The following is a 20,056-nucleotide window of genomic DNA, read 5'->3' on the forward strand; positions in this document are numbered from 1 at the left end:
TATTTCGAGGGTATCGAGAATAGCATAAATTAGTATTAGCAATAGAAGTTATAAATATGTGATGCTTAAGTTCACTAAAAAAAGAAATTCAAAGCATCCTCAAGCTGACGCATTTGAATTTCTTTCAATTGTTGTATTGTCCCTTACTTTTAAAATCATAAATAAACTGACGATGATAAAAAACGTTCCATATAGGAACATATATTTGAAACCGATGAAATCCAATATCGCACCTAATAATGGTGGTGAAACAATATTCGCAATTGATGCAAATAAGTAATATAAACCTGTATAGGTTCCTATAAATCCAACAGGCGCCATTTCTGCCAAAAATGGATAAGAATTAATATTAACAAGTGCCCAAAAACATCCCATGAGTAGGAATACAAAACGAATGAAGAGAATATCTTTCAAAAAGAATAAAACGATAAAACCAAAGATTATGCCAATTATTCCAATAACAATACTTCGCTTTTTACCAATTTTTGTTCCGATAAATCCAGCTGGTATTGCAAAGATTAGAAAAGCAAGTGATATAAAGGCGAATGAAAAAGATGCCGCACTAACTTTAATATTTAAATATTCCTCACCATATCGAGTAAAAAAAGTCTCTATCCCATTAAATCCGATGAACCAACTAAGTATAGCCAATAAAAGAAATAAAGCATTTTTATTTTTGATCGCAGAGCGTAAACCTACTTTAAAATCGATTTTTTCTTCTGATACTTCGTAATTAATTACATCTCTTTTTTCTTTAATAAAATGAAAAAGAATCACAAAGCTAATTAATATTAAAAAACCTGCTAAATAAAAAGGAAATCCTTCATTATAATCCCACAAAATCGAACCAATAAAAAATGCAATGAGTGCTCCAATCCCACCCATAAAATTTATCACACTGTTCGCCTTACTACGATGTTCAGTTCGAGTCAAGTCTGGCATAAGTGCAATGACAGGCGAACGGAAAACACTCATACTTAAATTCATACAAACGATAAAAAAGATTAGAATTATTAACGATTGATGAAAAGGTATTAAAAATGTAAATAACGCAGCAAGAGGCATACCAATCATAATAAAAGGCATCCTTCTTCCAAATCGTGAATTCAATCGGTCACTATACATTCCTACGGCTGGTTGTAGGAATAACGCAAAATAGTTATCAAACGTCATAATAAATCCAATTAGTGCTGATGAACCAATATAGTCACTTAATATCTTCGGCATAAATGCATTATAAACTGACCATGTTAAGCTAATTGCAAAAAAGCCAAAACCCAGGAGCAGAACTTTCCGAAAATTAAATCCACTATCCATTAAAATCTCCCTTTTCTGCAACCCCTTCACATTCATACATTAGCTGGATACGAATCAATGACACATCAATCCCTCCTTACTAAATGTATAGTGGGTAAAACGTCCAATTATTTATCTTTTTTTAATTTTAATAAAATATTAACTTTAGGAAATCGATTGGTAGCGTTTACTAAAATATGAAGGATTAATTCGCGAAAAGCATAATAGTATAGTATAAAATTATTTATCCAGGGGGGTAGAACATGGAGAACTTTGACTTTTATATAAATATGTATAGGAATATATTTGTGACTTTTTTTCAAAATGCTTTTTGGGTGGTTGCTTTTTTTTATTTATTAAATAAAACATATCAACATAACACTCTTATAAAAGTCTCAAAATTCGTTACATTCATTGTCTTAGTGGTTTTGATTATTCATTCTTTTAACATAAATAGGTAACCTAAAAAATGCTCAGTGATTTGATCACTGAGCATTTTTTATATTCATCTCAAATATTACATTCTTTCTTCTAATGCTTTTGCAGTCTGACTTGTTACAACTTCTTTCTCATCTTTAAGTGTGCCAAATAAACCATCAAATATTGGTGTTGAAACACCGTACCAAAAGTTTTCATTTTTAAAATGATGTAAGATATGAAGTTTTTTAATGTGACGACCCATTTTCGTTTTAGGTTTAATCGGTCGATGAGCAACATAATGTTTCCATTCGTAACCTAGAAGCATTAATACTAATCCTGCACCGAACGAAGATGTTAAAACAAAATCTTGAAATATCAAATAAAAAATAACACTTAACGCTCCAAGATTTGGAATGCTATACCATATTGGTAAAAATAACAATTTCAAATCGTCTGGATAGGTATGATGATCATAATGTATACGCTTCATAAACTTTAGAAACAATTTGTTTTTTGGTGCTTTTATATGGAAGAAAAATCTATGCGTCACATATTCGCTAAACATAAAGAAAATTAATCCTACAACAAACACTAATAAAACTATCCAAGAAAAATTAAAAATAACGCTATAAACAAATCCTATTCCAAAAATGATTGCCATAACCAGTACATCAAAATGCAGAAAAAAGTCTCGATATAATCCCTTCATAAAAATCCCCCTTTCCCTTTACATTAATTAAACTAGTATCAAATTTATATTTCAATATTATTTATGAAATTCCTTTACTGGTAGAACATTTATTTATTTTTTTATGATTTATTGATGACCTGAATAAAGAGACATTCTGAGAAGATAATAAAAGAGATGAATGAACGAGAATAAATAAAAGGGAGTTACTTATGGAAAAAAGGAGATATTACGTTTCAGTACAGGCTAAAACTATTGTACCTCATCAAGGCGATGCACCTTACGAACTAGAAATTGATGCAACAATAGATGAAAAAGAAAGACTTGAAAAAATTTTTCATGAAATCGACAACTATGACGAAGCTACAGGTATACAAGCAGCATTTCTTCCACCAATCACTAATTGGAGTCAAAAAAACAATGATGGGTACGACTACTTTTTAAAGCAGTCATATCAAATGATATATGATTTGGGATCCGAAGAAACAAAAGCACATATACGTCAAATGAAAATCTTATATTAAAAAAGAAAGCTCTAGGAGCTTTCTTTTTTGGGTTTTAATTAGAGCTTTGGGATAAAACCAAATTTTTATTAAACATCAATTACTTTCGTTTTAGCTAACATATCGTGTAGCGTACGTCTTTTTTCATTGAAAATAAAAAACGGATCTATGAATGCAATAATTCCAATGATACTAGATAATACAGGGATCTTAATTTGGCCTAACAAAGTAAAAATTGATCGAACGGTCATTGTCTTCCAATTTACCTTTTCGCCATCCTGAGTCACAACCGCAATTTTCACCCAACGTTTACCAATTGTTTGTCCATTCCAAACAAATGACGGAATGATAATATTATAAATAATTCCTACAATAAACGAAGATAATAAAAAGCTTAAACTGGAATCTTTCTCTAAAACCCCAGTAAAACTTGTCGATTTTGCAATACTTGTTATGATCACAATAACAACAAATAAAACAACAAGAATTATAAAATCTATCAATACTGCCAAAAACCTACTTGATCTACTAGCTAAATCGTTCGTCTCCATATTTCCCCCTATAATGTTCTTTTTCTTACATACTATGCTATGTAAATTCTACCTATTACAAAGATAATCTACTTCTCGTTTTAATGAAACAAAAAAAATGAAGTAAGCTAAAGGTCAAGTTACTTCATTTTACGTTAGTTATACATTTCGCATTAAAACTAACCAAGATGTTAATTTAGTATTTTTTATCTTACTTTCTATTAAGCTCTTATCTAAAAAAATGTTGTACTTATAAGACTTTTTTATAAGTATATCATTAATTTTGAGGTTGATTGGAACGTAAGGTGCTCGACTCCTGTGGGAGATGCGGGACAGTTGAGACCCCACAGGCGTAACACGCAGACGAGGCTCAGCGCACGCCCCACAGAAAGCGAGCATCCTGGAGTGGAAATCAACTAATCTCCAACTTATACTTTTTATTTAAAAGGATTATAAAATCTATTTCCATCGTAGAAAGTAATGACTAATGAAATCAAAAATAACAGACTAATAAATACAAATACGATATAATCATTCTTTTTAAAACTTCGAGCATTATACCATGTTCGATATTGTTTACTTCCAAATCCTCTTAATTCCATTGCAGAACTTATTACTTCAATACGATTTAAACTCGAAAAAATTAATGGCATTAGGATTGAGATCGAATTGATCATACGTTTCCATAAACTTTGTTTCTTAGATAGTTCTAGTCCTCTTGCTTGTTGAGCAAATGTTATATCTTGATAGTCACGTTGAACATCAGGAATGTAACGCAAGGCTATCGCTACTGAATAAGCAATTTTGTAGTTTACTCCAATTTTATTTAATGACGCAGCAAACTCGCTCGGATTCGTAGTAACGATAAACAGAATTCCAATTGGGATAACCGTACAATACTTTAAAATAATATTGAACTGATAAAAAATTTGTTCCGCCGTAAAATATATGTTCCCAAACAAATGAAATAAATTATGTCTTGTATCATAAATCTCCACACCTTGAAAAGGGGAAAACACAAATGTTAGTAAACTATTAAATAACATAAAAAACAGAATAAAATATAAAACAAATGAAACTTGTTTAAACTCAATTTGCGAAACTTTAAATGCAATAATACCAAGTATAAACATGACAATAAGAATTCGTGTATCGTATGTAACCATTGCTGTCGTAGACCAAATAAGAAAAAAGATTAGTTTAGTTGCTCCTGTAAGTTGATGAACCAATGATTCTTTTTGAATGTAAGAAAGCATAGGATTGTTCATTAAACTCGAACCCTCCGATCAAACTCAATGAATTTACGAACAAATTCATCAGCGTTAACAATATTTGCTTTATTTGCTAGTTTTTGTAGCGATGTCTCTTTTAAATTCGCTTGTTTAATAATCTCTCTATTTGTTAATATTGATGCCGCAGTATCATCAGCAATAACCGCTCCTTCAGAGAAGACGATTGCTCTTTTTGTATATTCCAACATTAGATGCATATCATGTGTAATTAAAATAATCGTAATTCCCTTTGACTGAAGTTGCTTCAAAAATTCCATCATTTCATTATAATGTTTATAATCTTGTCCAGCTGTTGGTTCATCTAAAATTAGAATTTCTGGGTTCAATACTAGAACACTTGCAATCGTTACTCTCTTCTTTTGGCCAAAACTTAAAGCAGAAATTGGCCAATTTCTGAACTCGTATAAACCACAAATTTTCAACGTATTTAATACTCGTACTTTCATTTCTTCTTGAGGGATACCTCTATATTTCAAACCCAACCCTACTTCATCAAAAATAGAAGTTTGAGAAATCATTTGATTTGGATTTTGAAGAACAATTCCAATAAATTCAGCACGTTCTTTAATTGATAAAGACCGTATATCTTTACCTTTTAGAAGTATTTGCCCGTTCGTCGGTTGATAAAATCCACAAATCAATTTTGAAATTGTTGATTTTCCAGCTCCGTTTTTACCAACAATACTAACCATTTCACCTTTTTGAACTTTAAATGAAACATGATTAATGATTTTTTTAGATTTATCATAACTAAAATCAAGATTTTTTATCTCTAATACAGTGTCTTCATCCTCAGTTCCCACTTGATCATTCTCACGATTAAACCAATTTGTTAATCTATCAATATATGAATCTAAATTGATCGTATCGACCTTTTTAGGGTTTGAAGATTGATCTATATTACACCCTGCATACTTTAAAGCAGTGATATACAAAGGTTCCCTTATACCAACAGATTGTAATATATTCGAGGAGAGTAATTCATTCGTACTAACATCTGCTATTATTCGTCCTTCATTCATTACAATAATTCGATCAATGTCTATTTGAAGTACTTCCTCAAGTCGATGTTCAATAATGATGATCGTGCTATTCGTTTTTTGATGAATATCATCAATTAAATCCATTGCGATTTTGCCAGTTGCAGGATCTAAATTCGCTAATGGTTCATCAAACAATAAAATATTTGCTTGATCCACCATTACGCCTCCTAAAGTAACTCGTTGTTTTTGTCCACCTGATAATTGATGTGGGGCAGCGTTTAAGTGTTTTTCAATTCCAACAAGTTGAGATACCTTTTTTACTGTTTCGATCATTTCTTGCTGATGTACACCTGTATTTTCTAATTTGAACCCAATATCTTCGGCTACGGTTAATCCAATAAATTGTGCATCTGGATCTTGTAAAACTGTTCCAACATGAAATGATAAATCAAATATCGATTGCTCCCTTGTTTCTTCCCCTTTAATTTTTAGGCTACCTGTCATTTCTCCATCATAAAAATATGGAATTAACCCATTTAAGCAATGTGAAATTGTACTTTTCCCAGAACCTGATGGACCTACGATTAAAACTTTTTCCCCTTCATATATTGATAAATCAATAGTATGTAATGTAGGCTTTGACTGAGCTTTATATTGAAATGAAAAATTACTAAATTCAATCATTGCGTCTTTCAACTTCATCTTCCTTTAACAATTAATTTTATAAAGTATTTCTTTGTTAATAAAAAGTAAAAAAGGTCGGTGAAATTTCCACCGACTACATATCCTTCGTTAAGCTTCCTTGTTTTGTTCTTGTTTTAGCGTACATTTTTAATAAAATTGTTCCTAATACCGCCACTGTTACAATATTTGAAACTCCAGCAACAGCACCTTGAACAAAAACTTTATTTACGGGTTCTGAATAAATTAAAATATCTAAAACTGGTGCAATGACAAACCAAGCGATTGCATTGGCAAGTATTTGAACTAAGTTAAAACTTATCATTTCTTTGCGACCAAATTCTCCGTTTTGAACATTGATTTTTTTAGCAACGAGACCAATAACTAAACCTACAACTGCAGAAGCAATTACCCAGCTAAACCACGGGGAACCATAAAAAATCGAGTCCTTTAATGTATGACCTATTAATCCAATTAATAATCCTGCAACTGGACCGTATAAAACTGCCATAAGTGCTAAAAACGCATAAGAAGTTTCAATATTTGTATTAGGTACTCCTGATGGAATTGATCCAAATCTTCCTAAAATAATAAACACTGCTGCGCCAATTCCGATTGCAACAATTGTTTTGATTGATAAATTGCTATTTTTCACTTTACTCTCCCCTTTTTACTTACTTTCTTTATATGTTTTTATTTAAAACCTTAATTGAAATCTCCCAATCAATACCTGTGAGAATTCCATATTCATTTGTGAATGATCCTTGATTTACTGCAACAGCCATTTGGTCTAGGCTATTTACATATAGAATTGGATCACCAATTTTTACATCGGCAAAAGACCTTCCATATTTAACTATTTCTTTAAATACTTTTTTCCCCTCATGCTCAATTGTGACTTCAATTAAATCACCATACGTTGCTCCTTGATTAGTGAACTCTGTACGACTAATATTTGACCATATACTTCCGTATCGAACATCAAGAATATCAATTGTTCCTTTAACCGTATGATTTTCAATCGTACATTCCTTAATCGGCAAATTTATGTAAGAACTCGGGTCAACTTCAGGTCCTATGTTTTCAAAATCAATCACACCCGAGGCTAATCTTGCACCTGTAAAAGCAAAAATATCTCTCCCATGAAAAGTATATGACTCACTTGAATTTGGTAATCTATTAATTTCTTCATCAATTACCCTTAATTGACTAATACCATAGATTTTTCCAATATGTGTCAGTGTTCCGTTATCGGGAGTAATGATAAAATGATTCGAATTTGTACGAGCAACAATACTTCTACGATCTGAACCAACACCTGGATCAACAACAGATACAAACACAGTGCCAACAGGCCAATAATTCATCGTTTGAACTAATCGATAGGATGCTTCCCATATATTGAATTGAGGTATATCGTGTGTGATATCGTAAATATTTAACTCATGATTTACACTACAGGCAACGCCATACATCGCACTAACCGCTCCATCTTGTAATCCAAAATCTGACTGAAACACTAAAGCGTTACTCATTCATACACCCCTAATCGCAAGAATATTTAAAATTAAATATAAATTCAATCTATTCAATAGTCAATCAAAATATTATCCGAAAAAACCAGATTAAAAACGATCTTACAAAGTTCTATTAATTTTAAGTAAAAAAAAAGATATAGTATGTAGATACTATATCTTTTAATAGACATTCTATTTTTATTCGTTTTTTCATTAATTGATTTATTTGGGTGTAAAAAGTTGAATTAACTCAGCACAGCTAATCTTCTTAAGTAACTCAATATTTGCCCAACTGACGACACGGTCTTCCCAAGCGACTAAGCATTGATTGTCTCTAGTTTCCATAACAGTACCTACTGCACCATCTAAACTAAACATCACATAATTGCCAATAGAGAACATTGCAATCACCCCAGTCTAAAGATAATTCCGTGACCACCTTTCGGGTATTCCCATTTTATATTTTGATGAGGACAGCCAATTCGGCAGCTTCCACATTCGTGACAGCCTTCATATCCTACATGCATTCGAATATTTTCCCATTTGTATACTTCAGCTGGACAGAATATTGTACATATTTTATCTGGACAACTTTTCATACAAATATCTGAATCTAGAACTGTTAGGTGCGATTTTGTATCAGCATTAAAACGAACGAGATACTGTTTTTCCTCAATTGTATGTTCTTTCTTCTCACTCATTTATTTCATCACCTTCCATGCTTTATATACATCCTTCGCAAGCTTGAACTTTGACTTAGCACCTCCAAGATCACTCATAATTTTCTTTTGTTTCTCCCATTTTGATTTACCATCAACAGTAAACATTTGACTTGCAGATTTATTTAATAGAGGGATATATTTCTCGAAATATTGAGGGAATTTTTCAAAATGATGTGTAGCATCTTTATATTTTTTCAAATCCTGACCTACGAAACTAGCTAGTAGTTTATCAGCGTATGACTTTAATACATTCTCTGAATAATGTCCGAGTTCTTTTGCTTCTATGATTGTTTCTGCTGCTAGGCGACCAGATGTCATTGCCATATTTGATCCTTCACGATGAATCGCGTTTACTAGTTGAGCAGCATCACCAATCACCATTACACCATTTCCGACTAATCTAGGAACTGAATGGTATCCACCTTCTGGAATTAAATGAGCAAGATATTCTTGTGGCTCACTACCTTGAATGTATGGACGGATCATTGGGTGATTCTTTACGTATTCTAATAAATCATACGGCTTAATTTTATGTTCAATCATACCTGAAAGTAATGTACCTACTCCAATACTGAGCGTATCTTTATTTGTGTATAAAAATCCTGTTCCAACAATCCCTTTAGTTGCATCTCCAAATAACTCAATCGCACATCCTTGGTTTCCTTCTAATCCAAAGCGATCTTCAATAATTTTACTATCAAGCTTTAAGATTTCCATCGTTGCTAAGGCTACTTCATCCGGTCTCCATTCTTTATGGAAACCTAGTGATTTTCCTAAAAGAGAGTTAACTCCATCTGCTAAAACAACAACATCTGCATATAAATCCCCATCTGGTCGGTCAGTTCTTACTCCAACTACTTTTTCATTTTCAACAATGCATTCTAAAACGACAGTTTCATTTATCAATAGTGCACCTTGTTCGACTGCTTTTTGCGCAAACCATTGATCGAATTTTGAACGAAGAACCGTAAAATTGTTATATGGTTCTTCAGCGAATTCTAACCCCTTATATCCGAAAGTTGTAGCTGATTGCTTATCGAGCATCATCACACGTTGCTCTACAATCACACGTTCAATTGGAGCTTCCTTCCAAAATTCAGGTATGACATCCTCCATCATTTTCCGATAAAGGACACCTCCCATTACATTTTTTGATCCTGGATATTCACCACGTTCAATCAGAACTACATTCAATCCTTTTTTGGCTACTTCATATGCGCATGAGATTCCTGCTGGGCCTGCTCCTACGACAATTACATCAAATTTTTCCGGCATGATCCCGATCTTCCTCCTTTAAAGTAACACTATCTTGGAAATGATGAATCAACATTGGTACAATCTCAAACGCGTCACCTACAATTCCATAGTGACAAGATTGAAAAATTGCTGCATTAGGATCCTTATTAATCGCAATGATTAACCCGGAATTTTGCATGCCTACAATATGTTGAATAGCCCCGGAAATTCCAATGGCAAAATAAATTTTTGGTGTTACCGTCAAACCTGTTTGCCCTACTTGATGGTGATGTTCAACCCAACCTGCTTCTACTACATCACGACTTGCCCCTACAGCCGCTCCAATTGATTCAGCAAACTGTTTAACAAGCTCAAAGCCTTCTTTACTACCTAGACCTTTTCCGCCTGCAACGATAATATCAGCTTCATCAATTCGAACTTTTTTAGTCGTAGCCCGAACGATTTCTAATACTTTTGTACGAATATCTTCTTCCTTTAGATCGATTTCTTCTTCGATGACAATGCCTTCTCTACCTGATTCAGGTGCTAACGCTTTCATAACCTTCGGACGAACTGTTGCCATTTGAGGTCGATATTTCTTACATAAAATAGTCGCCATGATATTTCCACCAAACGCAGGTCGACTTGCTAATAAAAGACCAGTATCTTCCTCAACATCTAATACGGTTGTATCAGCCGTTAATCCAGTCGGTAAATCAGTTGCAACCGCGCTTGCTAAATCCTTCCCTTTTGAGGTTGCACCATATAATAAGATTTCTGGCTTGTATTTGTTACTGCATTCTAATACTGCTCTCATAAACGATTCTGTTCGGTAATCTTTAAAAATTGGTTGATCGTAAATATAAACTATGTCTGCTCCATATTCAAAAAGTGTAGGGGCCAAAGATTTTACGTTATCTCCTATTAAAATACCAGCTAACTCACAACCCCGTTTTTCAGCTAATTGTTTTCCAGCTCCAAGTAATTCAAGTGATACAGGCGCAATGACTTTATCATTTTCTTCTATAAACACCCATATGCCTTTATATTCCGAGAAATCCATTTATACCCCTCCTTTCACTTCAAACAACTCTTTCTTCTCATTTAATATATTCATTAATTCAGCTACTTTTTCAGCTGAAGTTCCTTCGAAAATCGTTCCACCTTTTGCTTTAGGAGGAGCCCATACTTTTGATACAATTGTCGGCGACCCTTTTAAACCTAATTGTTTGATATCGACATCTTCTAAATCTTTTACTGCCCAAATTGTTGGTTGATATCTAGCTGCTCTAATTAAATTTGGTAATGGTGAATACGGTACTTCGTTAATTTCTTTCTCAACTGCAAATAGGCAAGGTAAAGTAGTTTTAATCACTTCATGTCCATCCTCAATTTTCCGATGAACGATTGCATATCCTTCTTCCTTATTAATCTCTTGAACTTTTTTGACAGATGTTAACGGTGGAATATCTAATCTACGTGCGATACCTGGTCCAACTTGTCCAGTATCACCGTCAATTGTCATCTTTCCACAAACAATTAAATCAATCGGTTGAATTTGTCCAATTTTCTCAATCGCCTTCGTTAATGCATAGCTTGTCGCTAATGTATCCGCTCCTGCAAAGGCTCTATCTGAAATCATATAACCTTCATCTGCTCCAATTTCGATACATTTTCGAATCGCTTTAACAGCAGGTGGTGGTCCCATTGTAATAACTGAAACTGTCCCACCATATCGACTTTTTAATCGAACTGCTTCTTCAACAGCATGCGCATCATAAGGATTCAATATTGCTGGTGCACTCGCACGATCCATGGTATTCGTTTTAGGATTCATTTTGATGATTTTCGTATCAGGTACTTGTTTAATACAAACTACGATATGTAGCACTTATTTCACTCCCCTTTTTCTTCCCCTCACCCTTAGCTAGTAAATGTACATGTTGTTCAAATATATTAATTTTTATTAAAAAATATGATAGAAGAAAGTAGATAGTTTGAATAATTTGATTAATACATATTGAAAAACAGAAAGGAAAGGCAGTTTCCATAAACTTTGTAGCTATTTAAGAAGGAGCTTAGTTGATTTCATGCCTTATAATAAAACTTTTAAAAACAACAATCTTTTAGAATAGAGCAAAAAAAAAGACATCTACAAACGGTTATCCGTTGTAAATGTCTCTTTTATAAAAACCATTAACATCAATTACGCAACTAATAGTTTAATTTTATTTCCTGATGGATCTTTTGTGAATGTTTCACCATTTAGTTCATTAACAGAAGCACCAATTTTACTTAATCGATCGATAGCTTTTGCTTTTTCTTCCTCAGTTGGAAATAATAATGTGTATTGCTTTAATCCTGCGCTGCTCTCTGATGGAGCTGCGCCACCAGCACTATGCCATGTATTAAATCCTATATGATGATGGTAACGTCCAGTCGATACGAATAAGGCTTGGCTACCATATTTCGTTACAACTTCAAACCCTAAACCTTCACAATAAAATTTTTCAGTGCTTGCTAAATCTGAAACTTGCAAATGGATATGTCCCATAATCGTCTCTTTTGGTAACCCTTTAAACTCTTCCTCTTCAGCTAACGCTAATAAACCATCAACATCTAGTCGTCTACTATCCATCGATACGTGTTCATTATTCCAGCTCCATGTTTCAGAAGGTCGGTCAGAATAGATTTCAATTCCATTCATATCTGGATCTGCCAAATATAAAGCTTCACTTACTAAATGATCGGAGCCACCTTGTAACGGATTTCTAGTTTCAATGAAATGTTTTAAGACAATCCCTAAATCCTTACGAGTAGGTAATAATAATGCCAAGTGATATAACCCTGTATTAGAATCATTTTTTGGCGTTACATCTACAGGTTGCTCAAGTTTAATTAATGGATTCAAACCATCTGCCGTTAGGCTAGCCTTTGTATTTGTTTGGTCTAATACTTTCAGACCAATTACGTCTTGATAAAATGCTAATGATCGTTCTAAATTCGATACTTTTAATTCAATTGTTGGAGCATAGACTAGTGGTTTTTGATGAAAACTCATTTTAATTTCCCCCCTCTAGATAGTACAATAATTAATGTTAACACTAACAGAATAAATGGAGTCATTGCAACACCAAAGCCTTGACCTGCGTGTAAATGTGTATAAACAGCCCCGACCATAATAATAGCTAGTCCAGTAGATGCTAACTTAGTAACTTTATTCTTCCAAAATCCTACGAATAAACCAATCGCTCCTAAAACTTCAAATGTTCCAATTGTATACATTAGTCCTTTTGAATAACCATATACTTCTATAAAATCATGTAGCATCTGAGCATTTCCACTTAACTTTATAATTCCTGACAGTAGGAATGCTAAAAATAATATTGCCTGAATGATACGTAAAATCCACTTCATTTTATCTCTCCCTTTTTTGTTTTTTTTTACTGAACTTGAATTAAGAACAGTTTATTAAATAAGTCAAAGCAGACTTTATATTAACTTGATTTTTCACGATCAAGTATGAAAATTAGTCATTATTTCTAATTTTAATTTAAGTGCACTTGATTTAAGAACAGTATAGTCGATAACTGTTCTCAATACAAGCACAATATACTTAATTATAAAAAGTTCTGTTCTTAATCATTGTACGTTACTTTACCGGGGATTATGAAATTCCCGCTCAAAGCATTCATTTAGAAAAGAGCCCTAACAAATTAAAAAATATCGTACATTTAGTCGTACGATATTTTTTAAAGCATCTCTATTGTTTTATGATTCGCACGTTTAACGAAATCTGCTAACGTATAATTACATAAAAAACCTAATAAATTACTTTCGGCTTCAAGGGCAAATTCAGTAAATACATTATTCATCACACGTCCGCTTGTACAATCAGAAGTTGACTCAATCAATGCAGTAGATAATGGCTCGGTCATTTGCAAAGCTAAATAAACTTCTTTTAGAGTTATATCTTCTGGGGATCTAGCAAGTAAATACCCACCATCTCTTCCTTCTCTAGCTTCTACTATATTTTCTTTTACAAGAGGAGCCATAATTCTTCTCATAAATGAAACACCAGATCGAATATGTCTAGCAATTGCCTTACTTGGTGTAACACCCTCAGTTGTAGAAAGTAAAACAAGTGCTTGTATAGCAAATCCGAACCACTTCGGAGTAACTGAACTTCTACAATTTGACAAATTAATCACCTACCAGTGACAATATTATCTCCCGTTTCATTGTTCCATGCAAGTAGTTAGTCATTTTGACTAATTTTTACGATTGATATGCGATTTGTGGAGATGAATTTTGCTGTTTTTCAAATTTTCAGAATTATAAATTGTAGATATTATATCATAGATTAATGTAGTGAAAAAGTTTACATCAATAGTTTGTAACTATTAAATTAACTAATATTATATTTACAGCACATAAAATGCATTCAAGGTACACTTACTTGGTCAAGCATTTTTTCGATTAAATAAAAAAGCTCGAGGATATCTCTCAGCTTTTTGCCAATATTTTCTACAAATTAAAAGATAACTAAGTAGTTGTGAATTAGTAATTCTGCAAAAATTATTAATCCTAGTATTAAAATGGCTACAAATAGATAAAACGTTTTTTGAAACCAATACGGGAAGAAATTTAATACATTTAAGAAGAATGCTCCTGATTGTTCACCAGAACCTAAACTAAAATTTTGCATTTCTTCATATCTTTTTTTATTAAACCTAATTGCGAAAACAAACATTACTAAATCTATTAAGCCAAAAAATACTAAAAGACTTATTTCATTGCCAGACATTTAATCATCTACATCCTTTTACATTTAATACAACTATATTATTTTATTGATAAAATTAATACAATGGTAATTCCTGAAAAAGATAGCTCATATTTTTGTTAGTGACCTTAGAATATCAACTATAAAAAGCTGCCAATGGTATACTATTTTGCTCTATATAAAAGCGTTTCTGTTTAATAAATGATTGAAAAGAAAAAGGATAGAAGGTTATCCCTTCTACCCTAATAATTTATCGAGCATACCCACCAAGGCTTTGTTCTGCCATTTGTACTAATCGTTTTGTAATTTCTCCACCCACTGAACCATTTGCACGAGCTGTTGAGTCTGGACCTAAATGAACTCCAAATTCAGTTGCGATCTCAAACTTCATTTGGTCTATTGCAGATGAAGCATTTTGTGAAACGTATTGATTTGAAGAGTTTTTTGCCATAATAATAAGCTCCTTTGTCCATAGATTGTCTGATATAAGATTATCAGATTGGAGTTAGTATGACTCATATTTAAATATCTATACAAAAAACAATAAATAAAAATACATTGAACTTGACTAGATAAAATACTCAATAAATTCAAGTCTTTTTATATACCTATTTAACACTTTGGACTATATTAATCTAAACAAGAATTGATAGTAGACTAAAAAAATATTTGTATAGTTCAAAACCAAAATAAAAAAGGATAGAAAGTTTCCTCTCTATCCTAATTTATATTTATCGAGCATATCCGCCTAAACTTTGTTCAGCCATTTGAACTAAACGCTTTGTAATTTCGCCACCAACTGAACCATTAGCACGAGATGTTGTATCAGGTCCTAAATGCACTCCAAATTCAGAAGCTATTTCGAACTTCATTTGCTCAATTGCTGATACTGCATTTGGTGAAGCATATTGATTTGAAGATCTTCTGTTTGCCATGTTGTCGACTCCTTTGTTTTTTGGATGCTCTGATGTTGTTTATCAGATTAAAGATAGTATGATTCCGATATTTTATTCTATACATAAATTTACAATTTTTTTTCTTTTTCCAAATTTACTTTTTATTTCCAATAATAAGTTAAGGCTTTCATAAATTTTGTTGCTAGTAAACATGGAGAGTTGTAGATTTCTTTAACAGACTATATTAGGAGATACCTCCTAGAAAAAAACTAAAATAATTTTAATTGGACAGTTTGTTTCTAATTGAAGTTCAATTACTTGTACAAACTAAAATTATTCCATATAATCTTAAAATACTGTATACAATTACATTACAGTTTACATTAATTCAATACTTACCAAAAAAGAAAACAATCTGTTTATAAATGTTCTTAATTGATTCATTTAGGAGGAAAATGATATGGCGAACAATCGATTTGAAGATAAAGTAGCGAAACAACTACATGAAATTCCGTTATCAGTTTTAGATTTGGCTCCAGTTGTAGAAGGCAGTACACCAGCTCAAGCTTTTAAGAATAGTTTAGACTTAGCACAGCACGCTGAAAAATTAGGATACAATCGATATTGGTTTGCCGAACATCATAATATGCCTGCAGTTGCGAGTTCAGCAACATCCGTTGTAATTGGCCACATCGCAAGTGGTACTTCAACAATTCGAGTTGGATCAGGTGGCATTATGTTACCAAATCATGCCCCACTAGTGATTGCTGAACAATTTGGTACTCTTGAGTCACTTCACCCAGGAAGAATTGATTTAGGTCTAGGAAGAGCACCTGGAAGTGATATGTTAACTACACGGGCTTTACGTAGAGATTTAAGAAGTGGTGAGCATTTCCCTGAGCAACTTGAAGAATTACGAACTTATTTTGATCCATCTATCGCAAATGGTAAAGCTCATGTCCAGGCCGTTCCAGGTGAAGGATTAGATGTACCGATTTGGTTATTAGGTTCAAGTGGTTTTAGTGCACAATTAGCTGCAGAGCTTGGTCTTCCTTTTGCATTCGCGGCACACTTCGCTCCTGACTATACAGTTCAAGCGATGCAAATCTACCATAATAACTTCAAACCATCCAATGTATTATCTGAACCTTATTCTATGATTGGTCTAAATGTTGTTGTTGCTGATACTGATCAAGAAGCAAAAAGACTTTTCACAACACAAGAACAATCTTTCTTAAATCTTGTTCGAGGTGGTAAACCAACATTACTAAAGCCACCTGTAGATGATATGGATAAAATTTGGAACCCTTATGAAAAACAAACATTACAAAATCAAATGAGATTATCTGCAATAGGTAATATCGACACTGTAAAAGAAAAGCTCCAAGCCGTCTTAAATATTACGAAGGCAGATGAAATCATGGTGAATGGTTCGGTATTTGATCATTCTGCTCGTTTATATTCATATGAACTATTAAGCATTGCTGCAAAGAAATAAAAATAAAAAATGGAGAGCTTTGACCTAAAGTCTACTCTCCATTTCATTATAAATTTAAAGCTTCTTGCTCAACTCTATTTAAAAAGTCTTCAACAACTTTCTTAGCACCTTTTTTGTTACCAAGCTTAAGCATTGCTCTCCCAACAAAATTAACTCCTTTATTCGTGCCTTCATAAATGAATTTCGTATGTGTTTCATCAATTTTTATAAGTTGAAAAATAAGATTCGTTTCAAATGCGTTTGCTAAAACAAAGCTTATTTGTTTCTTCTTATTATTCTCTTTATCTTCATAAGCCAACGTGTCAACTATATATGATTCTACTCTATTACCTTCTCTATATGATTGACTATGCTTTGCCCCTACTTCATTTTCATTTTTCTCAATCAATATGTGCTCTTCAACCTTAGGCATGATTTTCTTTATATTTTTATCAGAAAATAAACTCCACACCTTTTCAATATTTCTTTCAATCAGTATTTCTTCTTTCCATTGGATCACTCTTTTTCCTCCTTACCTGACTCAATAAAATGATCAATCTCTTCAACTTGAAGATGTAGGTCTTCAAGTTGCGTAAGTATATTTTTTCTTTTTTGTATTAACAAATCTTCTAGGTGTGTGAATGATTCATCTTCCATAACAGAAATCATTTCTTGTATTGCAAATCCAAATCTACGCAACTTTCCTAAAAGTATCGCAAGAAAATAGATCCCATCATCGTAATATCGATAATGATTTGCTGGATCAATATAAGCTGGTTCAAGCAATTTCACTTTTCGCATAATATCTCAGTGTTTCTTTACTTAATCCAGTCAATTCTGCAAAATCACTTATTTTATACATGATCGTCCTCCCACTTTATCTTAAACTGTGGGGTACACCACATGGTCAATATCTTTTTATTAAAGTATAACGAATAGAACGATGAATACAAAGCTTATCCTTATTTTTTAGCGGTTCTCGTAAACATTTTTTCTTTGGTTAGTTTCCGCTACATGTCGCTCGCTTTACGTGGGGATCGTCGAGCCTCTCATTTGAAAAGAGCATAAAAAAAAGAATTTCCACCTCATTTGCCAGCAGAAATTCCAAATTGTTTTAATTGCCCTATCTTTGACTTCTACGATATTTATATTGATTCCATTGGAAGTGAATAAAGCATCCAATACAAAAACCATTTATCGCTATGAAAGCAGCTAATGCAACCATAATTGAAAAGACTAAAAATAAAATTGTCCAACCTACTAACGCACTAATGAAAGCAATGGTTAAACAAAATACCGCAATGATTTGATTAAAATTTTGCTGACTTTTATCTTCTTGATGATAAGCAGTAAACTCCTTTTTCAGGAAGTTTTTAGCGATTCTCATAATCGGGTTAAAATCAAACAAGATACCACCTAGACCACTAATTAAGGGAATTAATAATATCCAATATTGCCCTGTCAACCAGGTTAATAAAACTGATAATACAATTGTCCACTGATTCGTTTTAACCAAGGGCTGAGGAATCGTTCCGTTTTTTGAATTCGCCATCAATAAACCAACCTTTCACATCGGAATAGTTTAGTATTATCATAATATGATTCAAGAGATCTGACAATTAATAAATACATTTTATTATTTTTTATACATTCTGTTTCCGATAACTTTGTTGCTAATGATCTCCGGGGACAACTCGCCTTTCCGATACTCCCACAGAAATCTCACTCCTTCCGCTTTAAGCATTTTCTATACTTAATGTTTGCTTTTACTAAACTTATATAAAACAACAAATTTTTAGTAAAAAACCTACATAAAAAAAGCGACCTCAAAAAGATCGCTAACAAATTACTATTTAATTCATATGTGGTGCACCAGATTGAACTGGATACAAGTTACCTTGAAATGCAAAGGATATTTTCCCTGTCTCTTCAGAAACGACTAGTACTAGTGCATCACTTCGTTCTGATAGACCGATAGCTGCCCGATGTCTTGTCCCAAGCTTCTTATTCTCATATGTGATTTTTGATAATGGTAGGACATTTCCTGCCGAGATAATCATATTCCCTTCAACTAAAACGGCTCCATCGTGTAGAGGGCTCCCCGGATAAAAGATTGATTCCAAAAGTGCCGGGGATAAATTAGCTCCAACCGGAATCCCAGAACTCATTAGTTGATGAAGTGGATCATCTCTTTTTATGACGATTAAACCACCATGCTTTCGCTCTGATAAATGTTGGATTGAAATCGTCAGTTCATCAAAAATATCTGTAAATGGTGAAAGATAGGAGTTTAAATAAAATGAAGATGCTTGCAATTGCAATTGATTAAAGATTCGATGTATATTTTCAAATTCAGTTAATATTCCACATCCTTGCACTTCAATTTTATTAATCATACTTTCGATTTTTGAATTGATTTGCGAAAGTGTACTTGATAAATTTTTCTTAATGACTGGTGTTAACTGTGATTCCATTTCGTCCATACGATCTTCAACTCACTTTCAAACCGGAATACCTTCTAATACTTTTCCCACCGAGTGAAAAGATATTCCATTCTTTACCATCAACTATTTTCCAAATTAAAAAACCTCGAAAGGCAGTATGCCAATCGAGGTTTAATAGTATCTATACCCATTTAATAATTAAGATCTAATCTATCTATTTTATTTTAATAATTCAATTACTTTAACCATTCCTGCCGGTGTAATTGACACATTACTAAAAGAAGGTATTTCGGTTTGATCTACTTCACTTTTAACCCATATTATTCCCTTGATAAATCCTTCTTGCTCTAGTTCTATTAATGCAGGTGTAACGTATTCGAAAGCTACTCCAACTTCATTATGAATCCCTTTTTCAAAATTTGGCATTTTTTCTTGAAGTTCTTTAAAAATAGCTAATAGTATCATCTCTGCATCCGAAATCATCGTAGACATTTAAACACCACCTTTCTATACTAGCTTTCGACAAAAGATGGCATTTTCCTTTTTTTTCCTTTAAATTCCAAATAATTTTTCACATTTTTATTA

The 20,056-nt window shown here is 32.8% G+C and carries 26 protein-coding genes; 2 read left to right on the forward strand and 24 right to left on the reverse strand.

From position 1 onward, the window contains the following. Positions 1-99: 99 nt before the first annotated feature. The gene (locus B7R65_RS05815; protein WP_256941175.1) at positions 100-1,353 is read right to left on the reverse strand and encodes an SLC45 family MFS transporter; all 1,254 of its coding nucleotides are present in this window, start codon (positions 1,351-1,353) and stop codon (positions 100-102) included. Positions 1,354-1,813: 460 nt separating this feature from the next. Further along, on the reverse strand, positions 1,814-2,425 hold the full coding sequence (locus B7R65_RS05825) for a sterol desaturase family protein (protein WP_088041789.1): 612 nt from the start codon (positions 2,423-2,425) through the stop codon (positions 1,814-1,816). 191 nt (positions 2,426-2,616) lie between these two features. Between B7R65_RS05825 and B7R65_RS05830 the strand changes: the two genes are divergently transcribed. Then, positions 2,617-2,928: a hypothetical protein gene (locus tag B7R65_RS05830; RefSeq protein ID WP_088041790.1), complete on the forward strand. Its 312-nt coding sequence runs from the start codon at positions 2,617-2,619 to the stop codon at positions 2,926-2,928. A 68-nt stretch (positions 2,929-2,996) separates the two neighbouring features. Here the strand turns inward: B7R65_RS05830 and B7R65_RS05835 are convergent, their stop codons facing one another. The 16 genes from B7R65_RS05835 to B7R65_RS05910 all read right to left on the reverse strand — a co-directional run bounded on the left by B7R65_RS05835 (position 2,997) and on the right by B7R65_RS05910 (position 15,589). Further along, positions 2,997-3,458: an RDD family protein gene (locus tag B7R65_RS05835; protein ID WP_088041791.1), complete on the reverse strand. Its 462-nt coding sequence runs from the start codon at positions 3,456-3,458 to the stop codon at positions 2,997-2,999. A 416-nt stretch (positions 3,459-3,874) separates the two neighbouring features. Beyond that, complete coding sequence (locus B7R65_RS05840) at positions 3,875-4,705, reverse strand: energy-coupling factor transporter transmembrane component T family protein (protein WP_088041792.1); 831 nt, start codon at positions 4,703-4,705, stop codon at positions 3,875-3,877. Next, a complete protein-coding gene (locus B7R65_RS05845) occupies positions 4,705-6,408 on the reverse strand; it encodes an ABC transporter ATP-binding protein (protein WP_218780401.1) in 1,704 nt (567 codons plus the stop codon). Before B7R65_RS05845 ends, B7R65_RS05840 begins: the two co-directional genes overlap by 1 nt. 82 nt (positions 6,409-6,490) lie before the next feature. Then, complete coding sequence (locus B7R65_RS05850; RefSeq protein ID WP_088041794.1) at positions 6,491-7,048, reverse strand: ECF-type riboflavin transporter substrate-binding protein; 558 nt, start codon at positions 7,046-7,048, stop codon at positions 6,491-6,493. A 28-nt stretch (positions 7,049-7,076) separates the two neighbouring features. Beyond that, complete coding sequence (locus B7R65_RS05855; protein WP_088041795.1) at positions 7,077-7,928, reverse strand: SAM hydrolase/SAM-dependent halogenase family protein; 852 nt, start codon at positions 7,926-7,928, stop codon at positions 7,077-7,079. Between the two features lie 204 nt (positions 7,929-8,132). Next, positions 8,133-8,312: a hypothetical protein gene (locus B7R65_RS05860; protein WP_088041796.1), complete on the reverse strand. Its 180-nt coding sequence runs from the start codon at positions 8,310-8,312 to the stop codon at positions 8,133-8,135. A 5-nt stretch (positions 8,313-8,317) separates the two neighbouring features. Further along, complete coding sequence (locus B7R65_RS05865) at positions 8,318-8,611, reverse strand: ferredoxin family protein (RefSeq protein ID WP_088041797.1); 294 nt, start codon at positions 8,609-8,611, stop codon at positions 8,318-8,320. Continuing rightward, complete coding sequence (locus tag B7R65_RS05870; protein WP_088041798.1) at positions 8,612-9,907, reverse strand: FAD-dependent oxidoreductase; 1,296 nt, start codon at positions 9,905-9,907, stop codon at positions 8,612-8,614. It lies immediately after the preceding gene. Then, positions 9,891-10,931, reverse strand: a complete 1,041-nt coding sequence (locus B7R65_RS05875) for an electron transfer flavoprotein subunit alpha/FixB family protein (RefSeq protein WP_088041799.1) — start codon at positions 10,929-10,931, stop codon at positions 9,891-9,893. The genes B7R65_RS05870 and B7R65_RS05875 overlap by 17 nt, the downstream gene beginning before the upstream one ends. Next, positions 10,932-11,759 carry an electron transfer flavoprotein subunit beta/FixA family protein gene (locus B7R65_RS05880; protein WP_088041800.1) on the reverse strand — a complete coding sequence of 276 codons (828 nt, stop codon included), beginning with the start codon at positions 11,757-11,759 and terminating at the stop codon, positions 10,932-10,934. It lies immediately after the preceding gene. Positions 11,760-12,074: 315 nt separating this feature from the next. Next, positions 12,075-12,929, reverse strand: coding sequence for a VOC family protein (locus B7R65_RS05885; protein WP_088041801.1), 855 nt, complete (start codon positions 12,927-12,929; stop codon positions 12,075-12,077). Then, entirely contained in the window at positions 12,926-13,285 is a 360-nt protein-coding gene (locus B7R65_RS05890) for a DoxX family protein (RefSeq protein ID WP_088041802.1), read from the reverse strand. The genes B7R65_RS05885 and B7R65_RS05890 overlap by 4 nt, the downstream gene beginning before the upstream one ends. Positions 13,286-13,620: 335 nt before the next feature. Then, positions 13,621-14,079 carry an RrF2 family transcriptional regulator gene (locus B7R65_RS05895; protein ID WP_088041803.1) on the reverse strand — a complete coding sequence of 153 codons (459 nt, stop codon included), beginning with the start codon at positions 14,077-14,079 and terminating at the stop codon, positions 13,621-13,623. Positions 14,080-14,402: 323 nt separating this feature from the next. After that, positions 14,403-14,675, reverse strand: coding sequence for a hypothetical protein (locus B7R65_RS05900; protein ID WP_088041804.1), 273 nt, complete (start codon positions 14,673-14,675; stop codon positions 14,403-14,405). 229 nt (positions 14,676-14,904) lie between these two features. Then, positions 14,905-15,108: an alpha/beta-type small acid-soluble spore protein gene (locus B7R65_RS05905; protein ID WP_306298450.1), complete on the reverse strand. Its 204-nt coding sequence runs from the start codon at positions 15,106-15,108 to the stop codon at positions 14,905-14,907. 277 nt (positions 15,109-15,385) lie between these two features. Next, a complete protein-coding gene (locus tag B7R65_RS05910; protein ID WP_088041806.1) occupies positions 15,386-15,589 on the reverse strand; it encodes an alpha/beta-type small acid-soluble spore protein in 204 nt (67 codons plus the stop codon). A gap of 421 nt (positions 15,590-16,010) precedes the next feature. Here B7R65_RS05910 and B7R65_RS05915 point away from each other — a divergent pair, with 421 nt between their 5' ends. Next, positions 16,011-17,048: an LLM class flavin-dependent oxidoreductase gene (locus tag B7R65_RS05915; protein WP_088041807.1), complete on the forward strand. Its 1,038-nt coding sequence runs from the start codon at positions 16,011-16,013 to the stop codon at positions 17,046-17,048. Positions 17,049-17,094: 46 nt separating this feature from the next. Here B7R65_RS05915 and B7R65_RS05920 read toward each other — a convergent pair whose 3' ends face one another. From B7R65_RS05920 to B7R65_RS05940, 6 genes are all read right to left on the reverse strand, one after another. Continuing rightward, positions 17,095-17,547 (reverse strand): SRPBCC family protein, encoded by a 453-nt coding sequence (locus B7R65_RS05920; protein ID WP_088041808.1) that lies wholly within the window; start codon positions 17,545-17,547, stop codon positions 17,095-17,097. Beyond that, positions 17,544-17,828, reverse strand: coding sequence for a MerR family transcriptional regulator (locus B7R65_RS05925; RefSeq protein ID WP_256941176.1), 285 nt, complete (start codon positions 17,826-17,828; stop codon positions 17,544-17,546). Before B7R65_RS05925 ends, B7R65_RS05920 begins: the two co-directional genes overlap by 4 nt. Further along, on the reverse strand, positions 17,806-17,889 hold the full coding sequence (locus B7R65_RS21955) for a MerR family DNA-binding transcriptional regulator (protein ID WP_373419552.1): 84 nt from the start codon (positions 17,887-17,889) through the stop codon (positions 17,806-17,808). Before B7R65_RS21955 ends, B7R65_RS05925 begins: the two co-directional genes overlap by 23 nt. A 261-nt stretch (positions 17,890-18,150) precedes the next feature. Next, positions 18,151-18,579, reverse strand: coding sequence for a DUF4395 domain-containing protein (locus tag B7R65_RS05930; protein ID WP_088041809.1), 429 nt, complete (start codon positions 18,577-18,579; stop codon positions 18,151-18,153). A 301-nt stretch (positions 18,580-18,880) separates the two neighbouring features. After that, positions 18,881-19,510 (reverse strand): sporulation-specific diadenylate cyclase CdaS, encoded by a 630-nt coding sequence (gene cdaS, locus B7R65_RS05935; RefSeq protein ID WP_373419549.1) that lies wholly within the window; start codon positions 19,508-19,510, stop codon positions 18,881-18,883. A gap of 180 nt (positions 19,511-19,690) precedes the next feature. After that, positions 19,691-19,963, reverse strand: a complete 273-nt coding sequence (locus tag B7R65_RS05940; protein ID WP_088041810.1) for a hypothetical protein — start codon at positions 19,961-19,963, stop codon at positions 19,691-19,693. Positions 19,964-20,056 lie beyond the last annotated feature (93 nt).

The organism is Bacillus sp. EAC (assembly GCF_002156875.1).
In the GTDB taxonomy this organism is placed as follows: Bacteria; Bacillota; Bacilli; order Bacillales; family Bacillaceae_G; genus Gottfriedia.